This window comes from Cellulomonas fimi, assembly GCF_012952065.1.
In the GTDB taxonomy this organism is placed as follows: Bacteria; Actinomycetota; Actinomycetes; order Actinomycetales; family Cellulomonadaceae; genus Pengzhenrongella; species Pengzhenrongella fimi_A.
Genome location: NZ_JABCJJ010000043.1, coordinates 1 through 13,879 on the forward strand (window position 1 = coordinate 1; position 13,879 = coordinate 13,879).

Consider the following 13,879-nt stretch of genomic DNA (forward strand, 5'->3'; position numbering starts at 1 on the left):
TCCTCGCCCGCGCCTGGCTCTACGTCATCTGGCACTGCTGGCAAGACGGCACCGCCTACGACCCCGACCGACACAACGCCCTGCAACGACTCCTCACCAACCAACACCACACCACCGAAACGGCGGCAGCTTGACACAGGGCTTCTCATGCCCCCACCGTCGCACCCGGCCGGCGGCACCGCATCCGCGGCCGGCCCGGCGTCGTCGGCCGCGGCCACCCGCCCCGGCTCACGCCTCCGCGCCGACCCCGAGCGCGCTCGCGACCTCGGCCCGCACGGCGCGGGCGAACGCGTCGACGTCGGCCTCCGTCGTGTCGAACGCGCACATCCAGCGGACCTCGCCGGTCGCCTCGTCCCAGTCGTAGAAGCGGAACCGGGTGCGCAGGCGGTCGGCGACGCCGGGCGGGAGCACGGCGAACACGGCGTTCGCCCGCGTGGCCTGGGTCAGCCGGACGCCGTCGACGCCCTCGACCGCCGCGCTGAGCCGCGCAGCCATCGCGTTGGCGTGCCGGGCCGACCGCAGCCACAGGTCGCCCTCGAACAGCGCGACGAGCTGGGCCGACACGAACCGCATCTTGGACGCCAGCTGCATGTTCATCTTGCGCAGGTAGGTGAGCCCGGAGGCGGCCTCCGGATCAAGCACCACGACCGCCTCGCCGAGCATGAGGCCGTTCTTGGTGCCCCCGAGGGACACGACGTCGACCCCGACGTCGGTCGTGAGCGCGCGCAGCGGAAGGTCGAGCGCCGCCGCGGCGTTCGCGAGCCGCGAGCCGTCGAGGTGGACCCGCAGGCCGAGCGCGTGGGCGTGGTCCGCGACCGCGCGGATCTCCTCGGGCGCGTACACGGTGCCGAGCTCGGTCGTCTGCGTGATCGACACGACCCCCGGCTGCGCACGGTGCTCGTCTCCCCAGCCCCACGCCTGGCGGTCCACGAGCTCAGGCGTGAGCTTGCCGTCCGGCGTCGGGACCGTGAGGAGCTTGAGGCCGGCGACGCGCTCGGGCGCGCCGTTCTCGTCCGTGTTGATGTGGGCCGACTCGGCGCAGATCACCGCCCCCCACCGCGGCAGCATCGCCTGGAGCGACAGCACGTTCGCCCCGGTGCCGTTGAACACGGGGAACGCCTCGGCCGGCTCGCCGAAGTGCCCGCGCAGCACCTCCTGGAGACGAGCGGTGTACGCGTCCTCGCCGTAGGCCACCTGGTGGCCGCCGTTCGCGGCGGCGATCGCCTGCAGCACCTCGGGGTGGATGCCGGCGTAGTTGTCGGAGGCGAAGCCGCGGGAGCTCGGGTCGTGAAGGGTGTGCACCCGTCCATCTTCGCTCACGCGGTGATGCCTGCCGTCGACGCCGCGACGTCACCCACCTTGCGCGCGAGCGCCTCGTAGAACATCGACAGCGGGAACTCGTCGGGCAGGACGGCGTCCGTCAGGCCCTTGGGCGGCCCGTCGAGCGGCAGCGCGTCGGGACCCTTCGCCCACACCGACGCCGGGTGCGGCGTCAGCGTGCCCTGCACCAGGTCGTAGGCGGCGAGCCAGTGCGCGACCTTGGGCCTGTCGATCGACCGCCAGTACAGGTGCTCGATCTCGTCGGACAAGGCGATCACGGCGCCGGGTACCTCCGGCCAGTCGACGGTGAGGCGGCTGTCGGTCCAGTGCAGCACGCGGCGCTGGTGCAGCCACGCGAACAGCAGCTGCCCTCCGAGGCCGTCGTAGTTGCGCACGCGCGAGCCGGTGATCGCGAAGCGGAAGATGCGGTCGAAGATCACCGCGTACTGGACCAGCCGGGCGTGCGGGACGCCGTCGGCCTCGAGCCGGACCGCCTCCCGGAACGCCGTGAGGTCGCAGCGCAGCTCCTCGAGCGAGTACAGGAAGTACGGCATCCGCTGCTTGATCATGAACGGGTCGAACGGCAGGTCGCCGCGCATGTGGGTCCGGTCGTGGATCAGGTCCCACATGACGAACGTCTCCTGCGCGAGCTCCTGGTCGGCGAGCAGCCGCTCGGCGTCCGGCGGGAGGGCGAGCCGTGTGGTCTCCGCGGCGGCGCGCACGACGCGGCGGAACCGGGCCGCCTCGCGGTCGGCGAAGATGCCGCCCCAGGTGAACCGCGGGATCTCGCGCATGGCGACGGTCTCGGGGAAGAGCACGGCCGAGTTGGTGTCGTACCCCGCGGTGAAGTCCACGAACGTGATCGGCACGAACAGCGCGTTCGAGTACGCGCCCGCCTCGAGCTCCGCGACGAACTCGGGCCACAGCACGCGCAGCAGCACCGCCTCGACCTTGCGCTCGGTGCTCCCGTTCTGCGTGTACATCGGGAACACGACGAGGTGGCCGAGCCCGTCGACGCGGTGCCGCTCGGGGTGGAACGCCTCGAGCGAGTCGAGGAAGTCGGGTACGCCGAGCCCGGTGTCGTGCCACCGCCGGAAGTCCTTGACCACCGCGGCGAGGTAGTCGGCGTCGTGCGGGAAGTGGGGGGCGAGCTCGGCGGTCGCCGCGCAGATCGCCTCGACGAGGGTCGCGGCGTGCGGGTGGTGCCGCGGGTCCGGCACCGAGCCGTCCGCGACCTGGAGCGGCTGCAGGTCGGTGACCGCTGCCTTGAGCCGCAGCCACGCGGGGTGGGACGCGAGCGTGCTCGGGCCGTCCTCGACGGCCTCCGACGCGCTTCCCGGCGCCGCCTCGGCCGCGGCAGCCACGGCGTCGGGGCCCGGCGCGGCCCACACCACCGCGTTGAGCAGGATCTCGGCGCCGGTGCGAGCGGCACCGTCGGTGGGCGCGTCCACGAGGTCCGCCCCGAGCACGACGACGCGGCCCGACCGGTCCTCGAGCGTCGCCGCGAGCGCGGGACCGGGCCGCCCCGGGGCTCCGGCGACGCGCAGCGCGGGCACCGCGTCGCCGTGCAGGCGGAGCGTCGCGTGGACGGGGAGCGCGGGCGCCCTGGTCCAGGCGAGGAGATCGGTCGTCGGGCTCGGCGCGCCGGCGACAATCTCCCGCGGCTGCGCCGACCCTGCCCCGCTCCCCCGCTCGTCCCCGCGCACGACGTCGACGCGCACGACGTCGACCCCCAGGGACCCGAGCGGCGCGTCGTCCCCGCGCTCGGCCGTGAGCAGGAGTACCGTCCCGGCTCCGGACCGCTGATCGGCGCGCGCCGTGGCTTCCCCCAGGTGCACGACGACGTCGGCCTCGGGGATCGCTGACGCGACCCGGAGGCCGTGCGTCGTCAGGTGGTCGACGAGGTCGGGACGGTTCGCGCGGAGCGCGTCGGGCAGGTGCACCGTGGGGAACAGGGTCATGGGATCGCCTCACAAGCCGGGTCGGGCACGTGTGCCGCGCCACGCGCGAACGGACCGCCGGGTGGGCGGTGCGCGGCGGTGCGGCCTTCGTCGCTGCACGGTGTCATTGTTACTGCACGGTACGGTCCGCCACCCGGGCGGTCAACGACGCGGCGTTCCCGACGTCGATCACGCCGCAGGGCGACATGCGTGGCGGTCACGGGCCGCATGCCGGCACCGGAACCCTCAGGCGGGAGGGTCCCCCGCCGATAGCAGCGAAGACAGCCGACCGAGCGACGGAGCAGCAGCAGTGGACGGGGTAGCGGCGATCGAGGGCCGCATGGCGGAGATCCGCGGGACGATCGCGGGGCTCGTCGGCGCGTCCGTCGGCGCGCCACCGGTCCTCGGTGCGGCGACGACCGGTGCGGCGACGGGTGTGTCGTCGTCGGGGCGGACGTCCACGGGGTCCGCCTTCGCGGCCACGCTCGCAGCCGAGGTCGCGTCGCAGGCCACGACCGGTCGCGCTCGGCTGAACGCGAGCGGTGTCCCCGTGGAGCTGGCCGCGTACGGGAACGGCAAGATCGCCCGGGAGGCGCTCTCGCCCGTCGGCGAGACCGGGCACCGGCTCTGGGCACCCGCGGCGCGCGCCTTCGAGCAGCTCACGGCCGCCGCCCAGCGCGACGGCGTCAGCCTCAGGATCACCGACTCCTACCGCTCGTACGAGAGCCAGGTCGACGTCGCGGCGCGCAAGGGCCTGTACTCCCAGGGCGGGCTCGCGGCCGTGCCAGGGACCTCGGACCACGGCTGGGGCCGCAGCCTCGACCTCGGGCTCGATGCGAAGGCGCTCGCCTGGATGCGCACCAACGCCGCGCAGTTCGGGTTCGCCGAGGACGTGCCGCGCGAGCCGTGGCACTGGACCTACTCGCCGCCGGCCTGAACGGTCGCACCGGGACGGATGCGGCAGGATGTCCTGCGCACGCCGCACGGACAGGAGCAGCAGTGGACGAGGTCGAGCCGGTCAGCGCCGGCATCCGGCGCGTCGGCGCGCAGGTGCGTGCCGAGCACCACACGGTCGGCATCGTCCGGACGCTGCCCGGCGACGTCAACCAGCTCGACTGTGCGTGCGGCGTCACCCTGACGAACGGACCCGGCTGGTCGCTCGACGAGCACCTGCGGCTGCACCGGGCCGAGGTCAAGTACGAGGCGCTGCTCGCGGTCGCGCACCCCGACATGCCGCTGCTGCGGCGCTCCGGGCGGTCGCGTGCTGCCACGGCGGTCGACGCGCTCCTCGACGGCGATCGCCAGGCCGCAGCTGCGACGCTCGCCGCTGCCGACGACGCCGAGCTCGCAGGGGTCCGTGCGGCCGCCGAGGCGTTGCTCGAGCTGCTCACGCTCGAGTGGGTCCCCGGCTTCCCGTCGCTGGGCAGGTTCGGCGTGCCCGACGCCGAGGAGCGCGTCCGGACCATGGTCGCCGCGTGGAACGCCAAGGTGGCCGACGGGCGCGAGAGCGTGCCGGCCGCCGTCTACCGCCGCCGCCGGGGCGGACCGTGGGAGCTCGCGACCTGACGCCGTACCCGGTTGCTGCCATGCTGACGCCATGCTCGAGGCACTCACCGGGACCGGTCTGGCGACCGCAGCGGGGCTGAACGCCTACATCCCGCTCCTGGTCATCGGCGCGCTGTCCCGCTGGACCGGACTCATCGAGACGCCTGCCGGTTGGGAGTGGCTGTCCGACGGCTGGGTCATGGCCGTCCTCGCCGCGTTGCTGCTGCTCGAGGTCGTCGCGGACAAGATCCCCGGTGTGGACAGCGTCAACGACGTCGTGCAGACCGTCGTGAGACCGGCCGCCGGCGGGATCGCGTTCGGTGCGGGCTCGGGCTCGCGGACCGCGGTCGTGACGGACCCGGGGGCCCTCTTCACCTCGTCGCAGTGGTTCCCCGTCGTCCTCGGGATCGTCCTCGCGCTCGTCGTGCACGGGGGCAAGGCCGTGGCCCGCCCGGTCGCGAACGCGGCGACCCTCGGCCTCGGCGCGCCCGTGCTCAGCACGGCCGAGGACACGACGAGCATCGGTCTCTCCCTCGGCGCGATCACCGCACCGGTGATCGTGCTGGTGATCCTCGTCCTCCTCGTCGTCGTGTGGGCCCGGCTGTACCGTCGGCGGCGCGCGACCGCCCGCGAGCCCCGGGTGCAGACCTAGCACCCGCCGGCCCGCCCGCGTGACCCGCCCGCCGACCCGTCGCACCTGGAGGAATCGTGATCGACCTGCCCATCCTGACCGAGGCCCACCTCGCGGCCGCGCGAGCCAGCGAGCGCGGGCGCAGCGCCGAGCTCGTGCTGCACGACGGCGAGCTGCGCCAGTCGGTCATCGCGCTCACCGCAGGCACGGAGCTCGCCGAGCACAACGCGCCGCCCGCCGCCTCCCTCCAGGTCCTCACCGGCCGGGTGCGCGTCACCGACGGGGCCGGCGGCGCCGAGGTCGCCGACGGCAGCCTGTACCTGCTGACCCACGAGCGCCACGCCGTCGTCGCGCTCGAGGACTCGGTGTTCCTCCTGACCACCGTCACGAGCGTCCCGGCCTGACCGGCCGACGACAGGGCCGACGACAGGCGAGCGGGCGGTCGGGTCGGCAGGATGGACCGGTGCCCCGACCCGAAGACCAGACGACCACCGACACGACGTCGAGCCGCCCGCACGTCTCGGCGCGACTCGAGGACCGGTTCAACCGGCGCATGGCTCGGTGGCTGTGGGCCCGCGGGTGGCGCACCCGGATCGAGCCGTACGCCGGCTACGGAGCGCCCGGCTGGGTCCGCGTCATGGCCAGGACCGTCCTGAGCCCCCCGCAGCCCGACGCGCCCGCCGCGCCGGCTCGCGCGCCGCAGGACGACCCGTTCCAGGCCGTACGCGGCTGGCGCAGCCTCGCGACCGCCCAGGTCACCGACGTGGCCGTGGACGTGCACGCCGGTTCGCAGGTCCATCGCGTGACCTCCGACCGCGGCGGCTACATCGACGCGGTGGTCGAGGCGGACCTGGAGCCCGGATGGCACGACGTCGAGCTGCGGATCGCGACGGGCGGCGTCACCGCGCGGGTCTTCGTGGTGGGTCCGGACGTGCGCGCCGGGCTCGTCAGCGACATCGACGACACGATCATGGTGACGTCGGTGCCTCGTCCGCTCCTCGCGGTGTGGAACACCTTCGTGCTGCACGAGAACGCGCGCCGTCCGGTGGACGGCATGGCGGCGCTCTACAAGAGCCTCCTCGAGGCCGACCCGCGCGCCCCGGTCCTCTACCTGTCGACCGGTGCGTGGAACGCGGCCCCCGCGCTGGACCGGTTCATGCAGCGTCACGGCTACCCGGCCGGCGCGCTGCTGCTCACGGACTGGGGGCCGACGAACACGGGCTGGTTCCGCAGCGGTGCCGACCACAAGCGGACCAGCCTGCGGCGGCTGGTCGAGGAGCTGCCGCAGATCCGCTGGCTGCTCGTCGGGGACGACGGTCAACGGGACCCCGAGGTGTACGGCGAGCTCGCGGCGGAGCGTCCGGACCGGGTTCGTGGCGTGGCGATCCGACGTCTCACCGGCACGGAGCAGACGCTCGCGCACGGCGTGCCGACCCCGCCTCCGCAGTCTCAGGGCGCCAACCGGCGCACGGCAGCGGCGGGCGTGCCGATCGTCACCGGTGACGACGGCGCCGCGCTGGCGCGGGAGCTGCGGGCGGCCGGGATCGACCTCTCCTGATCGGACGCCTGCCTCGGGTCCGGGCTCAGCCGCCCGGGCGCGCCCAGGCAGGCCACCCGGTCACCGGAGCCGTCCCGCGTCGGGGTCGCAGAGCCGGGCTCGCCGTCCCGGCGCCCTCGGCGATGCCGGCAAGGAGCTCGGCGAGGCTCGCGGTGGTCGTCCGCGTCGGCGCCCACCGGAGCTTGTCGCGCGCGCGCGAGGAGTCGAGGACCGGGACGGTCATCGCGAGGTCCAGCCAGCCGGGTCCCATCGGGACCAGCCGCGCGGTCCACGCGGCGGCCAGCGCGGTGCGCGCCGCCGCCGGCTCGACCTCGCGCAGCCGCCCGCCGGCCAGCAGGCGCGCGAGCTCGTCACCCCGCACGACGTCGTCGGCGGCGACGTTGAACCCGCCCCGCTGCCGCCGCACGACGATCTCCCGGTACGCCTGCGCGACGTCGTCGGCGTGGACCGCCTGCAGCCGCAGCCCGCGCGGCCAGGGCAGCACCGGCAGCTCCTCGTCGAGCCGCCTCGACGGGACGAGCCGACCGAGAAAGTTGCGCGTGATCTGGCGTGCGGCGGAGTGCTGGAAGACGAGGGCTGACCTCACGCGCGCCACCGTCAGCTCGGGATGGCGCTGCTCGACCTCGTCGAGCAGGCGTTCGAGCGCGACCTTGTCGACGCTGTACGACGAGCTGCGGACGCCCTCGGTCGGCCAGTTCTCGTCGCGTGGCTCTTCATCCGCCGCAGGCGAGTAGGTGCCCACGGACGAGGCGGCGACCAGGTGGGGCACGCCCGCCCGCACGGTGGCCTCGGCGACGCGCCGCGACCCCGTCACGTTGGTGTGCCGCAACGCGCTCCGGTCGTGGCTCGGGTGCAGCGCCCAGGCGAGGTGGACGACCGCGTCCGCACCGGCGAGGACGCGGGCGAGGCGGTCGACGACCGGGGCGTCGGGTCCGGGCGCGGCGATGTCGAGCCCGACCCACTCCGCGCGGTCGTAGGGCGGCGGCAGGAGCCGCTGGTCGACCGCGCGCTGCGGCGGCGGACGGCGCACCACGCCGACCACCGACGTCACCGTGGCGTCGACCGCGAGCCGCCGGAGCAGCGCGGTGCCGACGTTCCCGCTCGCACCGACGATCGCGACCCTCATCGGCGCCTCGCCCGGTCCCGCTGCGGGACGGCCCCGCTCATGTGGTCTCGGGGTCGCGGGGGTTCAGGCTGTCGGGGTCGGCGTCCGGGTCGCCGGCCGTCTCCCCGGTCTCCGCGCCGGTCTCCGCGCCGGTCGCGCGTGGGTTGAGGCTGTCCGGGTCCGAGTCCGGGTCGGTGGCGGGGTCGTAGGCCCCCGCCGGACCCCCGGAGGTCGGCTCCGCGGCGCCTGCGGTGCCGGTCGCGTCGGCGTTCTGGTCCGTGTTCTCGGTCATGCGGCCACGGTGGCATCGTTGGACGGCACGCGCATCCGGTGCGAGGTGCCGGCGAGCCGGAGACCGCCGGCGAGCTGCTCGCGATGGCTCTCCTGCTCGTGTTCACCGTCGACCTCGTCCGTCGCCCGCACGACGCGTCCGACCCGTCCACGCCAGCAGCTGGTCGACAGGCCACGCGTTGACGACCCGCGACGGCGGGATCGCATGCTCCGCGGCGCGGTCGCAGCCCGCGATCTGCCAGTCGAGCTGACCTGGTGCGTGGGCGTCCGAGTCGATCGAGACGTCGCACCCCAGGTCGAGCGCGGACTGCAGCAGGGCGTGCGGGGGGTCGAGGCGGTCCGGTCGGCTGTTGACCTCGACCGCGACCCCGTTCTCGGCGCACGCGGCGAACACGGCCTCGTGGTCGAACGTGCTCGGCGGGCGCACGCGGCCCGTCAGCCGCCGGCCCGTGCAGTGGCCGAGCACGTCGAGGTGCGGGTTCCGGACCGCCTCGAGGAGGCGGCGCGTCATGGGCGCGCGCTCCATCCGGAGCTTCGAGTGCACCGACCCGACCACGACGTCGAGGCGGGCGAGCAGCTCGGGTTCCTGGTCGAGCCCACCGTCCTCGAGGATGTCGACCTCGATCCCGGTCAGGACGCGGAAGGGTGCGACGGCCGCGTTGAGGGCGTCGATCTGGTCGAGCTGCGCCCGCAGGCGAGCGGGGCTCAGCCCGTTGGCGACCGTCAGTCGCGGCGAGTGGTCGGTCACCGCGAGGTACTCGTGCCCGAGCTCCATCGCGGCGAGCACCATCTCCTGCAGCGGACTGCCGCCGTCGCTGGCGTCCGTGTGGGAGTGGAGATCGCCCCGCAGCGCGGCGCGCAGGGCCGCCCCTGGCCGCTCGTCGTGCGTGGGAGCGGTGGCCTCGAGCTCCTCCAGGTAGCCGACGGGCTCGTCGCGCAGGACGGCGCCGATCACGGCGGCCGTCTTCTCCCCCACCCGGGAGAGGTCGGTGAGCCGTCCCTCGGCCGCGAGGGTGGCGACGGTGCCGGGGTCGACCGCCTCGAGGCTGCGGGCGGCGTGCCGGAACGCGTCGCTGCGGTACGACGTCGCACCCGACCGCTCGAGGAGGAAGGCGATGCGGCGCAGGGTCGCGACGGCGTCGTCCTGCGTCGCACGGGCCGGGCGGCGGGGTGGCATCGGGGCGGCGACCCCCTCAGGAGGCGCGGCGGCGCGAGGTGGACTTCGTGGCGGTCCTCGCGTCCGACGCCGTGGCGGACTTCTTGCTCCCCGAGGCCTTGGCGGAGGTCGCCTTCGGGGCGGCCGTCTTCGAGGCGGTGGCCTTGGACGCGGTGGTCTTCGACGCGGTGGTCTTCGACGCGGCGGACCTGGACGCGGCGGTCTTCGACGCGGCGGCCTTCGAGGCGGAGGGCTTCGCCGCGGAGGCCTTTCCCGTCGGCCTGGAGTCGCTGGATCCCGCCGACGCCGACTTCGACGCGGTCGTCCTCGAGGGCTTCTTCGATGCCGCCTTCGTCGCGGTCGAGCGTGCCGATCCCTGGTCGCCGACCGCCGCGTCGAGCGGCCCTGCGTCCGCGGCATCGTCGCCGGTGCCCGAGGTCGCGCCGTCGGTCCCGCCGCGGGCGCCGCGCGCCTTCTCCACGCTGCGCTGGAGCGCGGCGAGCAGGTCGATCACCTCGCCGCCACCCTCGGCGCCGCCGCCGACCGATCCCTCCGGGACGGGCACCGGCTGCGTGCTGCCGGCAGTCACCTTGGCCTCGATCATCTCCTCGAGCGCGGCCTGGTAGCGGTCCTCGAACTGCGACGGGTCGAAGTCGGCGGCCAGGGACTCGACGAGCGACGACGCCATCTTCAGCTCCTGCGGACGGACCGACACGTCGGAGTCGAGCACCGGGAAGTCCGCCTCGCGGATCTCGTCGGGCCACAGCAGGGTCTGGAGGCAGATCACGTCGTCGCGCACGCGCAGCACCGCCATCGACTCGCGCTGACGCAGCGCCACCTTGACGACCGCCATGCGGTCGGAGGCGACGAGGGCCTCGCGCAGCAGCGCGTACGGCTTGGCGGCCGTCTTCTCGGGCTCGAGGTAGTACGTCTTGGCGAGCAGGATCGGGTCGACCTGCTCGGCCGGCACGAACTCGAGCACCGAGATCTCGCGCTCGGTCGCGAGCGGCAGCTCCGCGAAGTCCGCGTCGGTGAGGACCACCAGCTCGCCGTCGTCGGTCTGGTACCCCTTGGCGATGTCGCTCATCTCGACCGGCTCGCCGCACACGCTGCACACCTTCTTGTAGCGGATGCGGCCGCCGTCCTCGCGATGCACCTGGTGCAGCGGCACCTGATGCTCCCCCGTCGCCGCGTACAGCTTGACCGGCACGTTGACCAGCCCGAACGCCACCGCGCCCTTCCAGATCGCTCGCACCGTCGTCGCCTCCTCGTCGCGATGGGCCCGCCGCGCACGTGCGCGCGCCGAAACGGACCGGTGATGGGCAGGATGGACCCGTGGACCCCATGCTGGCTACCCGAGTCGCAGGACCGGGCGAGCTCCCGACCGGCGCCGACTGGGTCTACGAGGTCAAGTGGGACGGCGTCCGGGTGCTCGCCGACACGACGCGCGGCTCCCTGCGCCTGCTCAGCCGGAACGGCCGCGACGTGACGGTCGCCTACCCCGAGCTCGCGTCGCTCGAGGCGGTCCAGGGCGCCGTGCTCGACGGCGAGGTGGTCGCCCTGGTCGACGGTGTCCCCTCGTTCGCCGCGCTGGCCGAGCGCATGCACGTGCGCGACGCGACCCGGGCGCGCGCGCTCGCGAAGCGGGTGCCCGTCGGCTACGTCGTCTTCGACGTGCTGCAGCTCTACGGGGTCGACCTGGTCAACCTTCCCTTCACCGAGCGCCGGTCGACGCTCGAGCGACTCGACCTGCCGGCGCCCTCCCAGCTCTCCCCGGTGTACGACGACGCGGGCGACCTCGTGCAGGTGACGCGCGAGCACGGGCTCGAGGGCGTCGTGGCCAAACGGCGGTCGTCGACGTACCAGGTCGGCCGCCGGTCGCGCGACTGGGTCAAGATGGCGCACCGGACGACGCGGACCGCGCTCGTGGGCGGGTGGCGGCCCGAGTCGACCGGCACCGGGCGGCTCGGCGCGCTCCTGCTCGGGGCACCCGACGCCGACGGCACCCTCCGCTACCTGTGCCGCGCGGGCAGCGGCCTCACCGGTCCGCTCGGCAAGGACGTCACCCGGCTCCTGGCGCCGCTGGCCCGGGAGACCAGCCCGTTCGCCGGGCCGCTCCCGGCCGTCGACGCGCGCGGCGCGCGGTGGACCGAGCCGACCCTGCGGGTCGAGGTGGCGTACCTGACCCGGATGCCGACCGGACGCCTGCGGCAGCCGGTGCTGCGCGGCGTGCGCGACGACGCCGCCGTCGACCCGTGGGAGGACCTGTGACCCCGCCGACGACCGGGCACGGTGGCCAGCTGGTCGACGTCGGGGGGCAGCGGGTCCGGATCACGAACCTCGACCGCGTGATGTACCCCGCGACCGGGACGACCAAGGCCGAGGTGCTCGACTACTACACGCGGGTCTCCGGCGCGCTACTCCCCCAGCTCGCGGACCGGCCCGTCACCCGGATCCGGTTCCCCGAGGGCGTCACCGGGGAGAAGTTCTTCGAGAAGAACATCCCGGCCGGGACGCCCGCGTGGGTGCGACGCGAGACCATCCGCGCGGCGCCGGGCACGGACGACGAGGGCAAGGAGCTCACCTTCCCGTTCGTCGACGACCTGGCGACGCTCGTCTGGGCCGCGAACTCCGGCGCGCTCGAGCTGCACACGCCGCAGTGGCGCGTCGGCCCGCGGGGCGGCGTCCGCCACCCCGACCGGCTCGTCATCGACCTCGACCCGGGACCGCCCGCAGGGCTGCGCGAGTGCGCCCGGGTCGCGCTGCTCGTCGCCGAGCGGCTGCGGGACGACGGGCTGGAGACGTTCCCGGTCACCTCCGGGAGCAAGGGGCTCCAGCTGTACGCGCCCCTCGACGGGCTGCGGCCCGTCATGGCGGTCCGGCAGTACGCCCGCGACCTCGCCCACGAGCTGGCGGCGGCGCACCCGGAGCTGGTCGTCGCGATCATGCGCAAGGAGCTGCGCGGCGGCAAGGTCCTCCTGGACTGGTCGCAGAACACGTCGAGCAAGACGACGATCACGCCGTACTCGCTGCGCGGTCGCGAGCGGCCGGCCGTCGCTGCACCGCGGACGTGGGACGAGCTCGAGGACGGCGACCTCCGGCAGCTCACCCCCGACGAGGTGCTCGAGCGGCTCGAGCGGGACGGCGACCCGCTCGCAGGGCACTGAGCGGCCGGTCACCGGGGCGCCACCGACCGGACGCACCGCCGCCGGCTCAGCTGCGCCGGTGGTCATGGATCGCCAGCCTCGGCCCCCGGCGCGGTGCAGTACCACGGGTGACCTCGAGCAGCCGGACCACGCGGTAGCGATGGCCCCGCCACGGCTCGAGCAGCTCGAGCATCGTCGCGTCGTCGACCCGGCGCCCGACCAGCGCCCACCCGACGTCCGCGGCGAGGTCGTAGTCGCCCGCCGAGACCGCGTCGCTGTCACCGAGCGCAGTGATTAGCGCAATCTGGCGCGGATTGCGCCGCAAGCATGTCCTGGGCGATGCGAACTGAGGAGCATCATCGCCCGGCAGTCTCGTGGTCAGCGGTCGTTGCCCAACTCCGGGATAGAGGCCGGGTTGGCCGGCCCCCCGAGTACGGGTCCCTGGGGAGGCCCTGGCACGTAGAAGCTAACCGCCCAGCGCGGGTCGCGATCCGAATCGATCTCGAGAGTCCATGTGAACATCCGTCCCACCGGAAGCGGTAGGCCGTTCGCGATGTTCAGCGTGACCTGAGTGTGCGACCAGGCGACACCTCGCGGGACATTAGCCCCTGGCGGGAACAGCGGCTCCTCAACGCGGGCGTTCTGGGTCACCCGCATGGCCTCGGCACCCCCAGTCGGGCCCGGCACGCTCACGGGCTGGTCCGATTCGTCGCGGAGGGTCAACGTAAGGACAAACGGCTCGCCGTAGAGGTCGGGCGGGCTATCGATGAGAGCCACTACTGTCTGAGGTGCGGTCAGTCCTGTTGCCGCGTCAAAACCACTGATCGACCACCCGATGCCAAGCGCGTTGATCTTGTTAACGGCGTCAGCGGCTGCGTAGTCAGCCAACAGCAGCGCAACTCGCGACCGTTCTCCGACCGGGCTCACTGGGCCAGCGCGCGGGCAAGCGACCCACTAGGGCGTGTCTCCCTTATGCGCGTAGCCAGGTGAGGCGGGCGCTGAGGGTGGCGCCGGCGCGGTAGGTGATGGCGAGCTTGTCGTAGCGGGTGGCCAGGGCGCGCACTGCTTGGCGTGGACGAAGGAGCGTTCGACGACGTTGCGGCCGCGGTAGGCGTTCTTGTCGAACGTCGGTGGGCGTCCGCCCTTGGCGCCGCGGCGTTTTCGAGCCGCGATCTGGTCGCTCTTCT

13 protein-coding genes and 2 pseudogenes are annotated in these 13,879 nt (G+C 74.0%); 7 read left to right on the top strand and 8 right to left on the bottom strand.

The window, feature by feature from the left end; genetic code table 11:
- Nucleotides 1-228 precede the first annotated feature (228 nt).
- Together HIR71_RS15385 and HIR71_RS15390 are read right to left on the bottom strand one after the other, a co-directional pair.
- Nucleotides 229-1,302, bottom strand: a complete 1,074-nt coding sequence (locus HIR71_RS15385; RefSeq protein WP_311836322.1) for a threonine aldolase family protein — start codon at nt 1,300-1,302, stop codon at nt 229-231.
- A 14-nt stretch (nt 1,303-1,316) separates the two neighbouring features.
- A complete protein-coding gene (locus tag HIR71_RS15390; protein ID WP_211374295.1) occupies nt 1,317-2,597 on the bottom strand; it encodes a DUF6421 family protein in 1,281 nt (426 codons plus the stop codon).
- A gap of 973 nt (nt 2,598-3,570) precedes the next feature.
- Here HIR71_RS15390 and HIR71_RS15395 point away from each other — a divergent pair.
- The 5 genes from HIR71_RS15395 to HIR71_RS15415 all read left to right on the top strand — a co-directional run bounded on the left by HIR71_RS15395 (nt 3,571) and on the right by HIR71_RS15415 (nt 6,994).
- A complete protein-coding gene (locus HIR71_RS15395; protein WP_169325955.1) occupies nt 3,571-4,197 on the top strand; it encodes a M15 family metallopeptidase in 627 nt (208 codons plus the stop codon).
- Between the two features lie 62 nt (nt 4,198-4,259).
- Nucleotides 4,260-4,826 carry a hypothetical protein gene (locus HIR71_RS16540; protein WP_211374299.1) on the top strand — a complete coding sequence of 189 codons (567 nt, stop codon included), beginning with the start codon at nt 4,260-4,262 and terminating at the stop codon, nt 4,824-4,826.
- A gap of 31 nt (nt 4,827-4,857) precedes the next feature.
- Nucleotides 4,858-5,457, top strand: coding sequence for a DUF4126 domain-containing protein (locus HIR71_RS15405; protein WP_169325956.1), 600 nt, complete (start codon nt 4,858-4,860; stop codon nt 5,455-5,457).
- A 56-nt stretch (nt 5,458-5,513) separates the two neighbouring features.
- A complete protein-coding gene (locus tag HIR71_RS15410; RefSeq protein WP_169325957.1) occupies nt 5,514-5,840 on the top strand; it encodes a cupin domain-containing protein in 327 nt (108 codons plus the stop codon).
- A 59-nt stretch (nt 5,841-5,899) separates the two neighbouring features.
- Entirely contained in the window at nt 5,900-6,994 is a 1,095-nt protein-coding gene (locus HIR71_RS15415) for an App1 family protein (RefSeq protein WP_311836323.1), read from the top strand.
- A gap of 25 nt (nt 6,995-7,019) precedes the next feature.
- On the opposite strand, the gene HIR71_RS15420 is transcribed toward HIR71_RS15415, so the two are convergent.
- The 4 genes from HIR71_RS15420 to ku form a co-directional block, all read right to left on the bottom strand.
- Nucleotides 7,020-8,120 carry an NAD-dependent epimerase/dehydratase family protein gene (locus HIR71_RS15420; protein WP_169325958.1) on the bottom strand — a complete coding sequence of 367 codons (1,101 nt, stop codon included), beginning with the start codon at nt 8,118-8,120 and terminating at the stop codon, nt 7,020-7,022.
- 37 nt (nt 8,121-8,157) lie between these two features.
- Nucleotides 8,158-8,391 carry a hypothetical protein gene (locus HIR71_RS15425; protein WP_169325959.1) on the bottom strand — a complete coding sequence of 78 codons (234 nt, stop codon included), beginning with the start codon at nt 8,389-8,391 and terminating at the stop codon, nt 8,158-8,160.
- 102 nt (nt 8,392-8,493) lie between these two features.
- Nucleotides 8,494-9,567, bottom strand: a complete 1,074-nt coding sequence (locus HIR71_RS15430; RefSeq protein WP_169325960.1) for a PHP domain-containing protein — start codon at nt 9,565-9,567, stop codon at nt 8,494-8,496.
- 16 nt (nt 9,568-9,583) lie between these two features.
- The gene (ku, locus tag HIR71_RS15435) at nt 9,584-10,801 is read right to left on the bottom strand and encodes a non-homologous end joining protein Ku (RefSeq protein WP_169325961.1); all 1,218 of its coding nucleotides are present in this window, start codon (nt 10,799-10,801) and stop codon (nt 9,584-9,586) included.
- 89 nt (nt 10,802-10,890) lie between these two features.
- On the opposite strand from ku, the gene ligD (HIR71_RS15440) reads away from it, so the two are divergent.
- Nucleotides 10,891-11,817, top strand: coding sequence for a non-homologous end-joining DNA ligase (gene ligD / locus HIR71_RS15440; protein WP_169325962.1), 927 nt, complete (start codon nt 10,891-10,893; stop codon nt 11,815-11,817).
- The gene (gene ligD / locus HIR71_RS15445) at nt 11,814-12,713 is read left to right on the top strand and encodes a non-homologous end-joining DNA ligase (protein ID WP_311836324.1); all 900 of its coding nucleotides are present in this window, start codon (nt 11,814-11,816) and stop codon (nt 12,711-12,713) included. Before ligD (HIR71_RS15440) ends, ligD (HIR71_RS15445) begins: the two co-directional genes overlap by 4 nt.
- A gap of 46 nt (nt 12,714-12,759) precedes the next feature.
- Here ligD (HIR71_RS15445) and HIR71_RS15450 read toward each other — a convergent pair.
- Nucleotides 12,760-12,981 (bottom strand): annotated as a pseudogene (locus tag HIR71_RS15450) (DNA-3-methyladenine glycosylase 2 family protein); the annotation flags it as partial.
- 681 nt (nt 12,982-13,662) lie between these two features.
- Nucleotides 13,663-13,879: pseudogene (locus HIR71_RS15455) on the bottom strand (IS5/IS1182 family transposase); the annotation flags it as partial.